Origin of the sequence: Rhodococcoides trifolii (assembly GCF_014635345.1) — a bacterium.
Classification (GTDB): domain Bacteria; phylum Actinomycetota; class Actinomycetes; order Mycobacteriales; family Mycobacteriaceae; genus Rhodococcoides; species Rhodococcoides trifolii.
This window is the reverse complement of sequence record NZ_BMCU01000006.1, coordinates 1-17,646: the sequence shown is the minus strand read 5'-3', so window position 1 is coordinate 17,646 and position 17,646 is coordinate 1. Positions and strand designations below refer to the sequence as shown.

The 17,646-nt window shown below is 66.3% G+C and carries 14 protein-coding genes; 8 read left to right on the top strand and 6 right to left on the bottom strand.

Translation table 11 applies throughout. The features are described from left to right. The first annotated feature begins 8 nt into the window (after nucleotides 1–8). Nucleotides 9–2,057 (top strand): ATP-dependent DNA helicase, encoded by a 2,049-nt coding sequence (locus tag IEW02_RS21920; RefSeq protein WP_308933201.1) that lies wholly within the window; start codon nucleotides 9–11, stop codon nucleotides 2,055–2,057. Here the strand turns inward: IEW02_RS21920 and IEW02_RS21915 are convergent. Both IEW02_RS21915 and glgP read right to left on the bottom strand, forming a co-directional pair. Continuing rightward, nucleotides 2,054–2,836: an alpha/beta fold hydrolase gene (locus tag IEW02_RS21915; protein WP_188547047.1), complete on the bottom strand. Its 783-nt coding sequence runs from the start codon at nucleotides 2,834–2,836 to the stop codon at nucleotides 2,054–2,056. The genes IEW02_RS21920 and IEW02_RS21915 overlap by 4 nt on opposite strands. A gap of 70 nt (nucleotides 2,837–2,906) precedes the next feature. Then, nucleotides 2,907–5,474, bottom strand: a complete 2,568-nt coding sequence (glgP, locus tag IEW02_RS21910; protein WP_188547046.1) for an alpha-glucan family phosphorylase — start codon at nucleotides 5,472–5,474, stop codon at nucleotides 2,907–2,909. A gap of 203 nt (nucleotides 5,475–5,677) precedes the next feature. Here glgP and IEW02_RS21905 point away from each other — a divergent pair, with 203 nt between their 5' ends. From IEW02_RS21905 to IEW02_RS21890, 4 genes are read left to right on the top strand one after another with little or no spacing between them, the layout of a single operon-like run. Beyond that, complete coding sequence (locus IEW02_RS21905; protein WP_188547045.1) at nucleotides 5,678–7,684, top strand: alpha-1,4-glucan--maltose-1-phosphate maltosyltransferase; 2,007 nt, start codon at nucleotides 5,678–5,680, stop codon at nucleotides 7,682–7,684. Beyond that, the gene (gene glgB, locus IEW02_RS21900; protein WP_188547044.1) at nucleotides 7,681–9,897 is read left to right on the top strand and encodes a 1,4-alpha-glucan branching protein GlgB; all 2,217 of its coding nucleotides are present in this window, start codon (nucleotides 7,681–7,683) and stop codon (nucleotides 9,895–9,897) included. Before IEW02_RS21905 ends, glgB begins: the two co-directional genes overlap by 4 nt. After that, nucleotides 9,897–11,342: a neutral zinc metallopeptidase gene (locus tag IEW02_RS21895; RefSeq protein WP_188547043.1), complete on the top strand. Its 1,446-nt coding sequence runs from the start codon at nucleotides 9,897–9,899 to the stop codon at nucleotides 11,340–11,342. Before glgB ends, IEW02_RS21895 begins: the two co-directional genes overlap by 1 nt. Nucleotides 11,343–11,356: 14 nt before the next feature. Next, a complete protein-coding gene (locus IEW02_RS21890) occupies nucleotides 11,357–11,533 on the top strand; it encodes a hypothetical protein (protein WP_188547042.1) in 177 nt (58 codons plus the stop codon). A gap of 1 nt (nucleotide 11,534) precedes the next feature. Here the strand turns inward: IEW02_RS21890 and IEW02_RS21885 are convergent, their stop codons facing one another. Further along, nucleotides 11,535–12,422 (bottom strand): tetratricopeptide repeat protein, encoded by an 888-nt coding sequence (locus IEW02_RS21885; protein ID WP_188547601.1) that lies wholly within the window; start codon nucleotides 12,420–12,422, stop codon nucleotides 11,535–11,537. 70 nt (nucleotides 12,423–12,492) lie between these two features. After that, the gene (locus IEW02_RS21880; RefSeq protein WP_188547041.1) at nucleotides 12,493–12,852 is read right to left on the bottom strand and encodes a DUF3817 domain-containing protein; all 360 of its coding nucleotides are present in this window, start codon (nucleotides 12,850–12,852) and stop codon (nucleotides 12,493–12,495) included. A 98-nt stretch (nucleotides 12,853–12,950) separates the two neighbouring features. Here IEW02_RS21880 and mce point away from each other — a divergent pair, with 98 nt between their 5' ends. Both mce and IEW02_RS21870 read left to right on the top strand, forming a co-directional pair. Then, a complete protein-coding gene (gene mce, locus IEW02_RS21875; RefSeq protein WP_188547040.1) occupies nucleotides 12,951–13,430 on the top strand; it encodes a methylmalonyl-CoA epimerase in 480 nt (159 codons plus the stop codon). Between the two features lie 48 nt (nucleotides 13,431–13,478). Then, nucleotides 13,479–14,711 carry a hypothetical protein gene (locus IEW02_RS21870; protein WP_229746227.1) on the top strand — a complete coding sequence of 411 codons (1,233 nt, stop codon included), beginning with the start codon at nucleotides 13,479–13,481 and terminating at the stop codon, nucleotides 14,709–14,711. A 31-nt stretch (nucleotides 14,712–14,742) separates the two neighbouring features. Here IEW02_RS21870 and IEW02_RS21865 read toward each other — a convergent pair whose 3' ends face one another. Then, on the bottom strand, nucleotides 14,743–15,066 hold the full coding sequence (locus IEW02_RS21865) for an Rv1322 family protein (protein ID WP_188547039.1): 324 nt from the start codon (nucleotides 15,064–15,066) through the stop codon (nucleotides 14,743–14,745). A gap of 20 nt (nucleotides 15,067–15,086) precedes the next feature. After that, the gene (nucS, locus tag IEW02_RS21860; RefSeq protein WP_188547038.1) at nucleotides 15,087–15,794 is read right to left on the bottom strand and encodes an endonuclease NucS; all 708 of its coding nucleotides are present in this window, start codon (nucleotides 15,792–15,794) and stop codon (nucleotides 15,087–15,089) included. 43 nt (nucleotides 15,795–15,837) lie between these two features. Between nucS and IEW02_RS21855 the strand changes: the two genes are divergently transcribed. Continuing rightward, a complete protein-coding gene (locus IEW02_RS21855) occupies nucleotides 15,838–17,382 on the top strand; it encodes an adenylate/guanylate cyclase domain-containing protein (protein WP_188547037.1) in 1,545 nt (514 codons plus the stop codon). Nucleotides 17,383–17,646 lie beyond the last annotated feature (264 nt).

The following is a 17,646-nucleotide window of genomic DNA, read 5'->3' as shown; positions in this document are numbered from 1 at the left end:
CTTCTCCGGTGCCGCCCCTGTCATCGAAGAACCAGCCGGACCTGCCGACCGTCCCCAACCTGCTGAAGACAGCCGTGTCGGCACTCGGCGGCACCGAACGCGCCGCGCAGGTCACGATGGCGTCGGCCGTCGCGCACAGCATCGACACCGGCGAGCACCTCGCCGTACAAGCCGGAACCGGCACCGGTAAGTCGCTCGCATACCTCGTTCCCGCACTGCGTCACGCCGTCGAGTCGGGCAAGACCGTCGTGGTGTCCACGGCCACGATCGCGTTGCAGCGCCAGCTGGTGGACCGCGACCTCCCGCGCCTGTCGAAGGCGCTCACCTCGGACCTGAACCGAGCGCCCCGATTCGCAATCCTCAAGGGACGCGGAAACTATCTGTGCCTGAACAAGCTTCACGGTGCGCCGGTGGATTCGCCCGAGGAAGACCCGCTGTTCGACGCGTTCGCGGTGTCCCGTCTGGGCCGCGAAGTGCAGGTGATCAGAAAGTGGTCGTCCGACACCGAGACCGGGGACCGTGACGAGCTCAAGCCCGGTGTCAGCGATCAGGCGTGGCGGCAGATGTCCGTCACCTCGAGAGAATGCCTCGGCAAGTCGAGATGCAGCTACGGCGAGGACTGCTTCGCCGAGAAAGCGCGCGGCGAATCCGCGAAATCCGACGTCGTGGTGACCAATCACGCGATGCTCGCCATCGACGCGATCACCGGGATCAAGGTCCTCCCCGAACACGACGTCGTGGTCATCGACGAGGCACACGAACTGGTCGACCGAGTGACCGGCGCCGCCACGGCCGAGCTGTCCGTGTCCTCCATCGGCACTGCGATGCGCCGCAGCACCAAGCTCGTCGAGGACGAGATCCTCGACCGGTTCAGTGCGTCGGCGGAGGGTTTCGCCGCCTTGCTCGACGAGTGCACAGCGGGCCGGTGGGAGGAGCTGCCCGACGGCGCCGGCCACACCCTGGCCGCCATACGTGACTCTGCGTGGTCGGTGCGTAGTGCAATCGGGCCGGCCGACAAGGCAGACGCGGACGCGGCTGCTGCGCGGACGGCGGCGATCGCCGCCATCGACGAGGTGCACGACACCGCCGTCCGCATTCTCGAGACGTACCAGGAGCCGGATCCGGCGAAGCGCCGCGACGTCGTCTGGCTCTCGGTCGACGACTTCCGCGGTGTCGTACGCCGAGTCGTGCGGGTGGCGCCGCTGTCGGTCGGCGGACTGTTGCGCAGCAAGCTGTTCGCGGAGTCCACCGTCGTCCTGACCTCCGCCACCCTGACCGTCGGCGGGTCGTTCGACGGTCTGGCCGTGAACTGGGGGCTGCCCGCCGAGAACCCCACGAGGGTCGACGCCGCCCTCGCGTCGGGTGTCGAAGCCCCGTCGGACGAGAAGACCATTCGCTGGAACTCCCTCGATGTGGGCTCGCCGTTCGACCACAAGAAGGCCGGCATCCTCTACATCGCCAAGCACCTGACTCCGCCGGGCCGAGACGGGCTCAGCCCGTCCTACCTGGACGAGATCGCCGGTCTCGTCGAGGCCGCGGGCGGACGCACCCTCGGACTGTTCTCCTCGATGCGCGCGGCGAAGACGGCCGCCGCCGAGATGCGTGAACGCCTCGACACCCCGATCCTCTGCCAGGGCGACGACGCGACCGGTGCGTTGGTCGACACGTTCGCCGCGGACGAGCCGACCACCCTGTTCGGGACGCTCTCGCTGTGGCAGGGCGTCGACGTGCCGGGCCGGTCCCTCACCCTCGTCATCCTGGACCGCATTCCCTTCCCGCGGCCCGACGACCCGCTGCTCGTCGCGCGGCAGCGCGCCATCGAATCCCGCGGCGGCAACGGCTTTCTCGCCGTCGCAGCCAACCACGCCGCGCTGCTCCTCGCCCAGGGCGTGGGCAGGTTGCTGCGCAGCGTGGACGACAAGGGTGTGATCGCCGTTCTCGATCCCCGCCTGGCAACCGCCCGTTACGGCGGCTACCTGCGGGCATCGCTCCCACCGTTCTGGGAGACGTCGGATCCGGACCTCGTGAAAGCCGCGTTGAAAAGGCTGACGAGCTAGTCGGTGCTGTCGAGAATCAGTCGTACCGCATCACGAGGTGCGTCCCACTGCGGAAAATGGCCGCATCGCTCGAACCAGTGCAGCTTTGCGTCGGGGAAGAGGTCTGTGGCGCGCGCGGCCTGCTTCGGCAGAGTCACCAGATCCCGCCGCCCCCAACCGATCGTGACCCGGCCGGGCGCGGTGCCGGCCGGGGCGCCTTGTTGCTTGGGCCCGTGGACGAGGGCATCCAGGGTGGCTCCGACCGACGGGGAGTCGGCGAGCCCGCGGACGTCCGGCAACACGGTCTCACGCGAGAGTGCCCAGGGCCGCGCCGACAACTGAGCCAGCAACAGGGTCCGTCCCGCAGGGTTGCCGAGCAGGGTGGGCAGCGCACCTCTCAACGCCTTGACCAGAGCGATCGACGGCTTCAACGTAGCGCCGAAGACGGTGAGCTCGCGGTCGCTCCAGAACCCGCCGGGGTCCAGCGCCACGGTGTCACCGCCGACTCCGCGCCGCGCGAGTTCCAGCACGATCCGGGCGCCCACCGAGTGGCCGACGGTGGAAATGCCGCTCAGATTGTGATCGCGGATGAAGTCCGCCACCGAGTCGGCGAGGGTAGCGATCGACACCTCGCCGGTGAGCGGCGGTGTCTCACCGAACCCCGGTAGGTCGACAGCGATGACTTCACGGTGAGCGGCCAACTCGTCGAGGATCGGGGCCCAGGATCGTGATCCCACACCCAGACCGTGTACGAGCAACAACGGGGTGCCTTTGCCGGCACGAACATGGTTCAACGTCATCGCCCGACGCTATCGCAAGCGCGCCGGGCGGCTCGGACGCTGTAGGTGTGAGCGCCCGGCGACGACCGGGCTAGGGCGCCGCAACCCTCCCCAACTCGGCGTCCCCGGCCAAGGACGGGTGATGCGGAAGCACCCGCACCGTATAGCCGACGTTGCCGGACATCGGGAGCGTGGTGTCGACGTCGAAGACCGCTTCGCCCTCCGGGCCCTGACCCGAGTGCGCCATCGGCACGGTGACGACTCCGGACAGATTCTCGTCGGAATCGGCCTTCCCGAGAACTGCCTGCACCACGACGTCGCCCGGTGCGAGGCCGGCCAAGTCCACGTGCGCCGTGAGGGTCAGTTCCGATCCGAGAACCGGAGTGTCCGGCAGGCCGGAGCTGTCCACCTCGAGTACTCGCAGCGACGGCCACGCCGAGTCGATCCGGCTGCGGTACTCGGCGAGAGCCTTCGCTCCGGCGAAACCGTCTGCTGTCGCAGCGACTCCGGCACGCGACGCCGGACCGTAGTACCCGGTCGTGTAATCACGAACCATCCTCGACGCCAACACCTTCGGGCCCGTGCGCTGCAGCGTGTGGCGCACCATCTCGACCCATCGGGCCGGCAGTCCCTCGGCGTTTCGGTCGTAGAACTTCGGAAGCACCGATTTCTCGAGCAGTTCGTAGAGCGCCGCGGCTTCGAGATCGTCGCGGCGGTGCTCGTCGACGACGCCGTCCGCCGTCGGAATGGCCCACCCGTTCTCGCCGTCGTACATCTCGTCCCACCACCCGTCTCGGATTGACAGGTTGAGTCCGCCGTTCAGAGCGGACTTCATTCCGGAGGTGCCGCACGCTTCGAGTGGACGCAGCGGATTGTTCAGCCACACATCGCATCCCCAGTACAGGTAACGCGCCATCGACATGTCGTAGTCGGGCAGGAACACGATGCGGTGACGCACATCGGCTTCGTCGGCGAAGCGCACGATCTGCTGGATGAGCGCTTTCCCTCCGTCGTCGGCAGGGTGGCTCTTACCGGCGACCACCAACTGGACCGGACGCTCGGGGTCGAGCAGCATCGCCCGCAGCCGGTCTGGTTGACGCAACATCAACGTCAGACGCTTGTAGGTCGGGACCCGTCGGGCGAACCCGACAGTGAGCACGTTCGGATCGAAAACGTCTGCCGTCCAACCCAGTTCGGCCTCCGTCGACCCGCGTTCGAGTGCGGACGCCTTGACGCGTCGGCGGACCTCGTCGACGAGCTCGGCTCGGAGATCGCCGCGGATTCGCCACAGTTCCTGCTCGGGGACGTCCCCGAGACGCTCCCACCCTTCGGCTTCCTCCATGGTGTCGTCGGCCAGTTCGATCCACCGACGCGACGCCCACGTCGGTGCGTGCACGCCGTTGGTGACCGATCCGATCGGCACCTCGCCGGCGTCGAATCCCGGCCACAACGCCTCGAACATGCCGCGGCTGACGATGCCGTGCAACTTGGACACACCGTTGGCGCGCTGCGCGGATCGAAGTCCCATGTGCGCCATGTTGAACACACTCGGGTCCTGCTCACGGCCGAGTTCGAGAATGCGATCCAACGCAATACCGGGCAGCAGAGACGACTGCGCGGACCCGTCGCCGAAGTAGTGCCGCACGAGATCCGCCGGGAAGCGGTCGATTCCGGCCGGTACCGGCGTATGGGTGGTGAACACGGTCGACGCGCGCACCGCCGTCAGCGCGGAATCGAAGTCGAGTCCGTTGCTGTTGTCGGCCAACAACTCTCGAATGCGTTCGAGGCCGAGGAAGCCGGCGTGACCCTCGTTCATGTGGAACACCGAGGGGGCGGGCAGATTGTGGATCGTGGTGTAGGCGCGCACGGCGCGCACGCCGCCGACACCGGCCAGGATCTCCTGCTTCACGCGATGGTCCTGGTCGCCGCCGTACAACCGGTCGGTGACTCCGCGCAGTTCGGGATCGTTGTCGGCGATGTCGGAGTCGAGCAGCAGCAGCGGGATCCGGCCCACCTGGGCGATCCAGACTCGTGCGCGCAGCACGCGGTCGCCGGGCATCGCGACGTGTACCAGTACCGCGGTGCCACCGTCGTCGGTCAGCAGGCGCAGGGGAAGTCCTTGCGGATCCAGCGACGGATACCGCTCGGCCTGCCACCCGTCGGCGGTCAGCGACTGACGGAAGTAACCCGACCGGTACAGCAGGCCTACGCCGATCAGTGGGAGCCCCAGGTCCGACGCAGCCTTGAGGTGGTCACCGGCCAGGATGCCGAGGCCGCCGGAATAGTTGGGCAGCACCTCCGAGACGCCGAACTCCATGGAGAAGTAGGCAATACCTGCCGGCAGGTCCTGACCTGCCTCGAGCTCGCGTTGGAACCACAGCGGCCGCCGCAGGTACTCGTGCAACTCGTCGGTCAGTTCGGCGAGGCGGGCAACGAAGCGGTCGTCGGTTGCGAGCTCGCGCAGACGGTCGGGGCCGACCTCACCGAGAAGTCGAACCGGGTCGCGTTCGCTGCTGACCCAGAGCTCGGGATCGATACTCTCGAACAGATCCTGGGTGGGCGAATGCCAGGACCACCGCAGGTTGACCGAGAGTTCGGCGAGTGGGGAGAGGCGATCGGGCAATTGGGCTCGGACGGTGAACCGACGCAGGGCTTTCACCGGCCGAACATTACTCACGGCGGCGGGCCCCCGCGGGCGGACAAGACAGAACAGTCGAAGAAAGCGGTTTGAGGAAGGTCGATCGTGGCCATTCCAGCCTGGACTCTGCGACCACACGACGCGTCGGCAGTGACTCCGATACGGTTGGAGACGTTCTTCAGCCAGACACTTACAGCCAGCGACGCATCAGAAATGGGGCTCCGGTGACAGGCCGACTCGGCATCGACGACGTACTACCCGACACAACGGCCGGAAGGTTTCCGGCGAAAGCCGTGGTCGGAGAAACGTTTCCACTGTCCGCGGCGGTGTGGCGCGAAGGGCACGACGCCATCGCCGCGACCCTGACGGTCCGCGGACCCGGACAGACGAAGACCCTCCGCATCCCCATGGTGCCGGGTACCGAACCCGATATCTTCCACGCAGTGTTCACCCCCGACGCCGAGGGATTCTGGATCGCGCGTATCGAGGCGTGGAGCGATCCGGTCGCGACCTGGATGCATGCGGTCGAGGCAAAGCTGGGCGTCGGCCAGGGCCCGGGCGAGCTGGCGAACGACCTCGAGACAGGCGCGCTGCTGTTCGAACGGGTTGCGAAGAGTGTGCCCAAGACGGATCGTTCGCGCATCGAGGACGTCGTGACGGCACTGCGCAGCGACGCCTTCCTTCCGTCTCGTGTCGCACCGGCGTTCACACCCGAGGTGCGCGCACTCCTGCACGAATATCCGCTGCGCGAACTGGTGACCCGAGGTAACGCGGTCAACATCTGGGCCGACCGCCGTGTCGCGCTGTTCGGTAGTTGGTACGAGCTGTTCCCGAGGTCGACAGGTGGGTGGAACGAGGACGGAAGCCCGCGCCACGGCACCTTCGCCACCACCGCGGATCAGCTTCCGCGGGTCGCGGCCATGGGCTTCGACGTCGTGTACTTCCCGCCGATTCACCCCATCGGAAAAGTGAACCGCAAGGGCCGCAACAACACGCTCACGCCCGGACCGACGGATGTCGGCTCACCGTGGGCCATCGGCTCGGACGAGGGCGGCCACGACGCCACCCACCCGGAACTCGGCACCACCAAGGAGTTCCGGGCTCTGGTGAGCGCGGCGAAGAGTCTCGGACTCGAGGTCGCGCTGGATCTCGCCCTGCAGGCCGCACCCGACCATCCGTGGGCGACCGCCCATCCCGAGTACTTCACGGTTCTTCCCGACGGCACGATCGCGTACGCCGAGAACCCGCCCAAGAAGTACCAGGACATCTACCCGATCAACTTCGACAACGACCGCAAGGGCATCTACACCGAGGTCCTGCGCGTCGTACGATTCTGGATCAAGCAGGGCGTCAAGATCTTTCGGGTCGACAACCCGCACACCAAGCCACCGGACTTCTGGGAGTGGCTGATCGCGGAGATCAAGAAGACCGACCCGGACGTACTGTTCCTCGCCGAGGCGTTCACCCGCCCCGCCCGGTTGTACGGTCTGGCGCGTCGAGGATTCACGCAGTCCTACACCTACTTCACCTGGCGCACCTCGAAGACCGAACTCACCGAATTCGCCACCGAGATCGCGACGAAGGCCGATCAGTCTCGCCCGAACCTGTTCGTCAACACCCCGGACATCCTGCACGAAAGCCTGCAACACGGTGGACCGGGAATGTTCGCCATTCGGGCCGTGCTCGCCGCGACGATGTCGCCGACCTGGGGCGTCTACTCGGGCTTCGAGCTGTTCGAACATCAGGCCGTTCGCGAAGGCAGCGAGGAGTACCTCGACACCGAGAAGTTCGAGTTGCGTCCACGTGATTTCGAGGGCGCCCGCGCACGCGGTGAGTCTCTCGAGCCGTGGATCACCTCGCTCAACGCGATTCGGCGTGCGCATCCCGCGTTGCAGCAACTGCGCAACATCCATTTCCACGCAATCGACAACGACGCGCTCATCGCGTACTCGAAGTTCGATCCCGAGTCGGGGGACGCCGTCCTCGTCATCGTGAACCTGAACCCGTTCGGTGCCGAGGAAGGCACCGTGTGGCTGGACATGCCGAAGATCGGTCGTGACTGGCAGGAGCACGTGACGGTGACCGACGAGGTCTCCGGACAGCAATTCCAGTGGGGCCAAGCCAATTACGTCCGACTCGAGCCGTGGCGGGCGGTGGCGCACATCCTTGCGTTGCCTCCGGTTCCCTTCCCCGCACGATTCGAGCTCGCCTACCGGGAAGGAACATCATGACCCCGCAGAACGACCCGCCTCAGGCCTCCCCGACCTACACTCCTCCCTCGTCCGAGGACCTGTCGCTGCTGGCCAGAGGCCACCACCACAACCCGCATTCCGTGCTGGGCGCGCACCCTGTCACGGGCGGCACCGCGATCCGGGCGCTGCGCCCCAACGCGAAGTCGGTCACGGCTGTCGTGGGCGGCAAGGACTACCCGCTCGGCCACCTCGCGAACGGTGTCTTCGATGCGGTGCTCCCGATCGAGAACTTGTCGGACTACCGCCTGCGGGTCGAGTACCCCGGTGACCACGTGGTGACCGTCGCCGACGGGTACCGATTCCTCCCCACTCTCGGCGAGCTGGACCTGCACCTGTTCGGCGAGGGCCGCCACGAACGACTGTGGGAAATTCTCGGCGCTCACCCCCGCTCGTACACGACGCCCGACGGCGAGGTCGCCGGCACCTCGTTCGCCGTGTGGGCTCCCGGAGCGGTCGGCGTCACCGTCGTCGGCGAGTTCGACGGGTGGGGCGGTCAGACCTGGCCGATGCGCACCCTCGGATCGACGGGTGTGTGGGAACTGTTCGTCCCGCACGTCGGCGACGGCACCCTGTACAAGTTCCGCGTGCACGGCAAGGACGGTGTCACCCGCGACAAGGCGGACCCGATGGCGTTCCGCACAGAGGTGCCGCCCTCGACCGCGTCGGTCGTCACCACCAGCTCGTACGAGTGGCAGGACGCCGAGTGGATCGACGCCCGCGCAGAACTCGAACCGCATCGTGCACCGATGAGCGTGTACGAGGTACACCTGGCATCGTGGCGGCCCGGATTGAATTATGCCGAATTGGCAGAACAACTCTCGGCTCACGTCAAGGAAACCGGCTTCACCCACGTCGAGCTGCTGCCTGTGGCCGAGCACCCTTTCGGTGGTTCGTGGGGCTACCAGGTCACGTCCTACTACGCCCCGACCTCACGGTTCGGCACCCCGGACGAGTTCCGCGCGTTCGTCGACCGGCTGCACCAGGACGGCATCGGCATCATCGTCGACTGGGTTCCCGCTCACTTCCCGAAGGACGAATGGGCACTCGCCCGATTCGACGGCTCACCGCTGTACGAACACGGCGATCCCCGCCGCGGTGAGCAACTCGACTGGGGCACACTGGTTTTCGACTTCGGTCGTACCGAGGTCCGCAACTTCCTCGTGGCGAACGCGCTCTACTGGATCGACGAGTACCACATCGACGGGCTCCGCGTGGACGCTGTTGCATCCATGCTCTACCTGGATTACTCACGGCCCGAGGGTGGTTGGGAACCGAACATCTACGGTGGCCGCGAGAACCTCGAGGCGGTGGCGTTCCTGCAGGAAATGAACGCCACTGTGCACAAACAACATCGCGGCGTCGTCACCATCGCCGAGGAGTCCACGTCGTGGCCCGGCGTGACCCGTCCCACGAGCGTCGGTGGCCTCGGCTTCTCGATGAAGTGGAACATGGGCTGGATGCACGACACGCTCGGGTACATGGGCCGCGATCCCATCCACCGCGCCTACCACCACCACGAGATGACCTTCTCGCTCGTGTACGCGTGGAGCGAGAACTTCGTCCTCCCGATCAGCCATGACGAGGTCGTCCACGGCAAGGGCACCCTGTGGACCCGGATGCCCGGCGACGACTGGGCGAAAGCCGCCGGCGTGCGCGGAATGCTCGCCTACATGTGGGCACACCCCGGCAAGCAGCTGCTCTTCATGGGTCAGGAGTACGGGCAGACCGCCGAGTGGTCGGACGAACGCGGTCTCGACTGGCACGACATGGACGGTGACGGGGTCGGCGTTCTGCATCGTGGGGTGCAGCAGTTGGTCGGAGACCTCAACCGCACCTACGTCGACGGCCCGGAGTTCTGGACCCAGGACAGCTCGCCCAGCGGCTTCTCCTGGATCGATGCCAACGACACCGCGAACAACGTACTGAGCTTCCTGCGATTCGGCTCGGACGGTTCGACCGTCGCGTGCCTGTTCAACTTCTCGGGTTCTCAGCACGCCGACTATCGTGTTGGATTACCCGAACCGGGCACCTGGACCGAGATCCTGAACACCGACTCCGAGTCCTACGGGGGTTCCGGCGTCGGGAACCTCGGTGAGGTCACGGCAACGGAGCAGTCCTGGCACGGTCGCCCCGCCTCGGCGCGGGTCACACTGCCGCCCTACGGAGCGATCTGGCTCAGACTGGAGAGGTGATGATCGGGGGTCGCTCGGGTCTGATCGCGGCGACCCTCGCTCTCGCTCTTCTGGCATCGGGTTGCGGCAACCTCGTGTCCGGTCGGGCCGTGTCCATCTACGACGACCCCTTCACCGTTGCCGGTCTCCCGGTCACGTCGGGTCCGTCGGGCCCACGTCCGGGCGTGAGCCACGCCGACCTACCGGTCACGAACTTCGACGGCAACGACGCCGACGTGCTGGCGGTGGATGCCGTCGACGACATCCAGACGTTCTGGGAGGCGGTCTATCCCACCTTGTTCCGAGGTCGATTCGAGCCGGTGGCCGAGCTGATCTCGTGGGACGCCGACGCACGGCGCGGCCAGAGTCCGGACTTCTGCGACGAGGAGACCGACGGCGTTCCGAACGCCGGTTTCTGCTCGCTCGACAACACCATCGGGTGGGACCGAGGCATCCTCCTTCCCGCCATGATGGACGCGTTCGGCCCCATGTCCGTCGTGATGGTCCTCGCACACGAGTACGGCCACGCAGTGCAGACGCAGTCGGGACTCATCGGCGACAGCGATCCCACGATCGTCGCCGAGCAACAGGCCGACTGTTTCGGCGGCGCGTTCATGCGCTCGGTCGCTCAGGGCGAGTCGAAGCACTTCACGCTCAACACGTCCGACGGGTTGAACTCGGTGCTCGCCGCAACGGTCGCCGTCCGAGACGAGGACCCGGGCTCCCCCGATTCGGTGCACGGGTCGGCATTCGAGCGTGTGACCGCCGCGCAGATCGGGTTCACCGACGGCGCCGGTGCCTGCACGAAGATCGACGAGAAGGAAGTCGAATCCAGGCGTGCGAGCCTCCCCCAGCAGTTCGACAATCCCTCGGACACTGGCGAACTGCCGGTGACGCAGGAATCTCTCGAGATGTTTGCTACCACCTTCGAACAGGTTCTTCCCACGCCGACACCCCCGACGTTCGACTACACCCGTTCCGACACCGGTTGCACCGACGCGAAAACCACCGACCCCGTGTCGTACTGTCCCTCCACCAACACGATCGGCGTCGACGTCGAGAAACTGGCCGAGCGCGGTGAGCAGTCGCGGTCCGGTGACGACGTGCTGCCGATCAACGTTTCGGGTGACTACAGCGCGTACGTCGTCTTCGTCTCGCGATACGTCCTCGCGGTACAGAAAGCCGCGGGGCAAACCCTCGTCGACGCCCGTGCCGCGCTGCGATCCGCATGCCTCTCGGGCGCCGTCACCTCGCTGCTGAGCCCCGAAAACCCCCAGGAGGGAGCGCAACTGGCCGTCACGCTGTCCCCCGGTGATCTCGACGAGGCCGTCTCGGGCCTCCTCACGGACGGACTCGCGGCCTCCGACGTGGACGGCAACACGGTCCCCAGTGGTTTCTCCCGCGTCGACGCGTTCCGCTGGGGCGTACTGGGCGGCCGAACAGCGTGCGACGGCCGCTACAACTGAGGCACACTACGTACGTGAGCGACACAGGTGAGTGGTACTACGACGTCGAGACCAAGCAGGTCTCCCAGGGCAAGACGACCGGATACTCGAACCGGATGGGTCCGTATCCGGACCGGGACAGCGCCGAGCACGCCCTCGAGACGGCGGCGGCACGCAACAAGGCGGCCGACAAGGACGACGACTGGAACTGACCTAGTAGAGCGCTGTCGCGAGCTTGCGGCGAGCACTCACCACCACCGGATCCGCCACGTCGAACAGCTCGAAGAGTTCGAGCAGGCGCGCTCGAACACGTGAACGATCTTCGCCCGCAGTGACTTTGACCAACGCGACGAGTCGGTCGAAGGCCTCCTCCATCCGCTGCTCGTGCAATTCGGCGTCGGCGGCGTCCAGACCGGCGTCGATGTTGGACGGGTCGGAATCAGCCGTGGCGACGGCATCCGCCGGTAGCTGCTGCACGCGAGCGAGGAACCGCACCTGACGTACGCCGCTCAGCGCCTCGGCGTTGGTCGGCTCCGCGTCGACGATCGCTTGGAACGCCTGCTCGGCCTTGGTGAAGTCACCGTCGGCGAGAGCGTCTTCCGCGGCGTCGAATCGCGGATCGCTCGGTTCTTCGGGCTCGACTGCCCCGTCTGCCGACGGGGGTCCGCTCAATTTGCCTTCCACGGCCTGGGCGATGGCGGCGAGCCACTGCCGAAGGTGCTCCTCGGGCTGCGGTCCCTGCAGGTCGGCGAGGGGTTGGCCGGCGGCCACCGCCACCAGGGTCGGAATGGCTTGGACGCCGAATGCCTGAGCGATGCGGGGACTGACGTCGACGTCGACGTTCGCCAGTACCCAGGATCCCGCGCCTTCGACGGCCAGTTTCTCTAGCACCGTGGTGAGCGAGGCGGTCTGCGGTGACCTGGCCGAGTAGAGGTTGACGATCACCGGTACCTGGTTCGAGCGGACCAGAACGTTGTCCTCGAAGTCCAGTTCCGTCACGGCGACGACCACGGGTAACCCGTTGGGCGCGGTGGGCGGCGGTGGTGCGTCCTTGGCCGCAGCCTTGGCTTTGAGTGCTGACAGGTCCACGGCGCCGGACATGGCGGCCGCTGTCACTGCCGAGGGACGAGGAGGACGGGAGCCGGGGCGAGTCACATCGAATATTTTGTCACTACGCGGGGACCGAGCGCGAGGTTGCCCCACCCTCGGACAACTCGGCCAGACGGCCCGTGCGCACGGCCCACCGCTCGTAGATCACGGTGCCGAAGGGCGGGATGCTGGCCAGCAATGCGACGAGGGTCACTCCTACGGTCCACTTCAGCTTCACCGCGGTGACGACCGTGACGACGATGTAGATGACGAACACGGCACCGTGAATCATGCCGGGGTAACGAACGGCGCTGTCGATGTTCGGATCCGGGATCCACTTGATGGCCATTCCCACGAGCAAAGCCACCCAGGTGATGGCCTCGGCGATCGCAACGAAGCGGAAGCGCTTGGCCGTGGTGGAGAGATCGAATGCATTCGCCATGACATCGATTGTGCCCGACGACTACGACAGCGGGTAGTTGTCCGCTGGTGTGAGCTACACCATCGGCAGTTTCCGCTCCGCCGCTATACCGTCGTGGGATGACTTCTTCGACGCAGTCCCCCACGGCCCAGGCGATCGCAGCGGGCCTCGTGACCGCGATCGATCATGTGGGCATCGCAGTCCGCGATCTCGACGACGCAATCGAGTGGTACCGCTCGCACTTCGGCATGGTGTCGACACACGAAGAGGTCAACGAGAGTCAAGGCGTGCGCGAAGCCATGATGTCCGTACCTGGGGCAACGGATGCGTCCGCTCAGATCCAGTTGCTGGCACCGCTCGACGAGACGTCCACCATCGCCAAGTTCCTCGATCGCAACGGACCCGGTTTGCAGCAACTCGCCTTCCGGGTCAGTGACGTCGAGGCCGTGTCCGAATTCCTCCGCGAGCGCGGCGTTCGCCTGCTCTACGAGAAGCCTCGGCGCGGAACCGCGGACTCACGGATCAATTTCGTGCATCCCAAGGACGCGGGCGGGGTGCTCGTCGAACTGGTCGAGCCCGCCGCGTCGACGCAGCACTGACAGGCACGCACTGGGAATGATGGCGGTTGTCCCGGTAAGTTGACCGCCATGGTGAACGAGAACGTCAGCGGGGGCGCGACGAGCCTTCCCTTCAGCGTCACACGCAAGGGATTCGACAAGGACGAAGTTCAGCGGTACTTCGAGCGTTTCGACGCGGAGTTGCGTGTCACCGCAACCGATCGCGACGCGGCGGCGGCTCAGGCGAGGGACCTGGCCGTACAACTCGAGGACGCACGGGACGAAATCGACGACCTGCGCAAGGACATCGATCGTCTCTCGGTCCCGCCGACTACTGCGGAGGGCATGAGCGATCGCATCTCGCGCATGCTGCGTCTGGCGTCGGACGAGGCCTCCGAAGTGCGCTCTACCGCACAGGCCGAGGCCGCCGAGATGATTTCCGTCGCGGAGCAGGAGAGCGAGCGACTGCGTGGCCAGCACGACACCCTCGTCGTCGAGCTCAAGGAACGCCGCGCGGCGCTGGACAAAGAACACGAGAAGACGATGGCCGACGCGCGGGCCGAGGCCGCGCGGATCGTCGAAGCAGCAGAGGCCGAGCGCGACCGCCTCGACGCCGAAGCGGAGACCAAGCGCAACGCGGTGCAGGAAGACTTCGAGATCACCATGGCCGACCGCCGAGGCAAGGTCCTCGCGGAGGTGGAGGAGCTCGACACCACCAGCAAGGCGGAGGCAGCCAAACGCTTGGCCGACAGCACCGCTGCTGCGGACACGTTGCTCGCGGAGAGCACAGCCGCCGCGGAGAAGCTGCGGGCGGAGAGCACTGCCACGGCCGAGGCTCGTCTCACGGACAGCAAGAACGAGGCCGAGCGGCTTCGCACGGAGAGCCAGGCGGAAGCCGAGAAACTCCTCGCCGACAGCAAGGCAGCGGCCGACGACCGCCTCGCCACCAGTACCGCCGAAGCCGAACGACGACTGGCCGAGAGCAAGGCAGACGCCGAGCGCCGCCTCGCCGAGGCGAGCGCCGAAGCCAAGCGCACATTGGCGGATGCCACCGCCGAGGCCAAGCGACGGCTGCAGGCCGCGACGGAACAGTCGGAACGACGAATCGCCCACGCGAAGGAACTGGCCGAGGAGCTGCGTGTGCTCCGTGGACGCGTTCTGGCTCAGCTCCTGGGCATCCGCGGGCAGCTCGACTCAGTGCCGGCGATGCTGTCGTCGGTCAATCGTGAGAGCGAACTGCTCGACAGCTCACAGTCTCAGGACGACGACGTGGAGGACTACTCGGACGACGCCGACACCACGGCTATTCGTACCGGAAACTGAGTCGGCGGGGGCCGGGGCCGGCCGCTCCGACTCAGGACCACCTACGGGTGAGCTTCCTGGTGCCCCTTCCGGACCAGCAGCCGGTGTGCCAGTGCCGCCTGTCGTCGGGTCCACCGATGCGATCGACCGGCCAGACGACGACGTGGGCGACGCCCGACATGATCTCCTGGTCGCAGCCCGGGCACCGATAGGGCTTGGTGGCCCGCGATCCCGGAATGGGACGTACGGCGTAACGCTCGTCCTCGTCGCCGGCGGGACCGATTTCGGTGCGCATCACTGCGCTGCCGAACAGCGTGCCGTCGTGCTCCGTGGGCGCGGCGCGGCCACCTTTGCGGTGTGGTTTTCGACGAGGCACACCCCCGATTCTATCGGCGGTCAGAACAACTTGAACTCGGTGCTCTCGGTACCCCGCAGAACGTCGTAATCGAGTGTCAGACAACGGATTCCGCGATCCGCCGCAAGAGTCCTTGCCTGCGGCTTGATTTGCTGCGCCGCGAAGACCCCACTGACCGGGGCCAACAACGGGTCGCGGTTCAGCAGCTCGAGGTATCGCGTGAGTTGTTCGACGCCGTCGATGTCGCCGCGCCGTTTGATCTCCACGGCTACCGAGCCACCGTCCTCGGCACGGCACAGAAGGTCGACGGGACCGATCGCAGTCGGGTATTCACGACGAACGAGCGTGTACCCGGGTCCGAGGGTTTCCACGTGCTCCGCGAGCAATTCCTGCAGGTGCGCCTCGACGCCGTCCTTGACGAGACCGGGATCGACGCCCAGCTCGTGCGAGGAGTCGAGCTCGACATCCTCGACGGTGATGCGCAGTTCCTCGCCGGCCTTGTTCGTGACCACCCAGATCTGCCGATCGGCGGGCACGATCTCGCCGTCCAGCGGCGCCGTCAGGTGTTCCGGGTTCTCTGTCAGCCAGCACGGCGGCGTCATCCAGTTGAGGGGCTTGTAGGCCCGATCGTCGGCATGAATGCTGACCGAACCGTCGGCCTTCATCAGGATCAGCCGGCGGGCGAACGGAAGGTGCGCGGTCAGGCGTCCCACGTAGTCGACTTGGCAACGAGCAATGACGAGACGCACTCGGACACAGTAGAACAGTTCGCCCGATAGTCTCGTCATCACCATGCCCCGGAGACCAGGTCGTACCGTAGCCCCACTGGGATCGTCGCTTCTCGGCAAGCCCGACGAATCCCCCCGTCGCCGGCGTATCCGGGTGCAAATTCTGCTCACGGTGTCGCTGCTGGGGGCCAATGCCATCGGGCTCGTCGTCGTTCTCACCCTGGTGAGCGTGGTGGTGCCGGGACCGAACGTCGTGACGCCACGGGAGTACTGGTGGGTCAACTTCATCATGCTCCCCATCTACTTGGCGCTCGCGTTCCTGATCGGACTCGTCTACGGCACCACCCGCACCGTGAAGGGGCTCCGGTGGGCAATCGAGGATCGCGAACCGACGCGTCGGGAACAGGTTCGGACACTGGCCATGCCGTGGCGTCTGACCAGGGTGCAAATCCTCCTGTGGACGGTCGGTTCGATGCTCTTCACGACGGCGTACGGCACGATCAATCCGGGCTCGATACCGAAGGTTGCCTTCACCGTCGTCTTCGGCGGAATCACCGTGTGCGCGTTCAGTTACCTCTTGACCGAGTTCGCGCTGCGCCCCGCTGCCGCCCGCGCCCTCGAAGCCGGCGATCCCCGCCGTATCCGAATGGCAGGAGTGATGGGACGTTCCCTGTTGTCCTGGCTCCTGGGCACGGGAGTACCCGTGATCGGTTTGATGATCATCGCGATCGCCTCGTTCATCCGCCGCGATACGAGTTCCACCCAGTTCGCCGTGGCGATTCTGGCGCTCGGTTCGGTGACCATCGTCTTCGGCTTCCTGCTGACCTTTCTGGGCGGTCTGGCGACGACGGCACCCATCAAGAACGTGCGTTCGGGAATGGCCGCGATCGAGAAGGGCGAGCTCGACGCTCGACTGCAGGTGTACGACGGGACCGAGCTCGGTGAGCTGCAGAGCGGCTTCAACCGGATGGCCGACGGACTCCGGGAGCGCGAGAAGATCCGTGACCTGTTCGGCCGTCACGTCGGCACCGAGGTCGCGGAGGCAGCATTGGCGAAGAACCCTGAGCTGGGGGGTGAGGAGCGCGAGATCGCGGTGTTCTTCATCGACCTCGTCGGTTCGACCGAACTTGCTGCGTCGCAACCGCCCTCCGAGGTCGTCGATCTACTCAACCGGTTCTTCCACGTCGTCGTCGAGGAGGTGGATCGTCACGAAGGGTTCGTCAACAAGTTCGAGGGCGACGCCGCCCTCGCCATCTTCGGGGCGCCCAGTGACATCGACGACCCGTGCGGCAAGTCGCTGGCCGCCGCCCGTTGCATCCGTGATCGGCTCCTCGTCGAGGTCCCGGACTGCAAGGCCGCCATCGGCGTCGCCTCGGGGCGCGCCGTTGCCGGCAACATCGGGGCGAAAGCGAGGTTCGAGTACACCGTCATCGGAGATCCGGTGAACGAGGCCGCACGGTTGTCCGAGCTGGCGAAGTCCATTCCGGGCGCACTCGTGGCTTCGGCCCGAACGATAGACGAAGCCAAGCGGGCCCAAGGCTGGAAACTCGGGGACTCCGTCACGTTGCGAGGACGTTCGCAGGAAACACAGTTGGCGATCCCGGAGTAATCCCGGAGGTGTCAAATGTCGGTGCTCTACGCGCGAACTTCTGGACGGGCACGGTCAGATGGGCCCGATGTGCCCTTCGCTCCTGCGCGATGAATGCGGTCTCCACACGGTTGTGAAGGATCCACCGCGGCAGCCGCGGACAATCCTTCACAAGCTTGGGAACTACCCGTGCCGAATGGTGTTGTGTCCGTTCGACTTAACCGTGACATGCAGAAAGCCCCTCACCTGGTGGTGGGGGGCTTTCTGGGGGTTGTGTTCGGCGGT

Coding starts and splice junctions, on each gene's coding strand:
- IEW02_RS21855 (WP_188547037.1), top strand. CDS start 15,838: ATGCCCCGGAGACCAGGTCGTACCGTAGCCCCACTGGGATCGTCGCTT.
- IEW02_RS21895 (WP_188547043.1), top strand. CDS start 9,897: ATGATCGGGGGTCGCTCGGGTCTGATCGCGGCGACCCTCGCTCTCGCT.
- IEW02_RS21915 (WP_188547047.1), bottom strand. CDS start 2,836: ATGACGTTGAACCATGTTCGTGCCGGCAAAGGCACCCCGTTGTTGCTC.
- glgB (WP_188547044.1), top strand. CDS start 7,681: ATGACCCCGCAGAACGACCCGCCTCAGGCCTCCCCGACCTACACTCCT.
- IEW02_RS21880 (WP_188547041.1), bottom strand. CDS start 12,852: ATGGCGAATGCATTCGATCTCTCCACCACGGCCAAGCGCTTCCGCTTC.
- IEW02_RS21885 (WP_188547601.1), bottom strand. CDS start 12,422: ATGTCCGGCGCCGTGGACCTGTCAGCACTCAAAGCCAAGGCTGCGGCC.
- IEW02_RS21870 (WP_229746227.1), top strand. CDS start 13,479: ATGGTGAACGAGAACGTCAGCGGGGGCGCGACGAGCCTTCCCTTCAGC.
- mce (WP_188547040.1), top strand. CDS start 12,951: ATGACTTCTTCGACGCAGTCCCCCACGGCCCAGGCGATCGCAGCGGGC.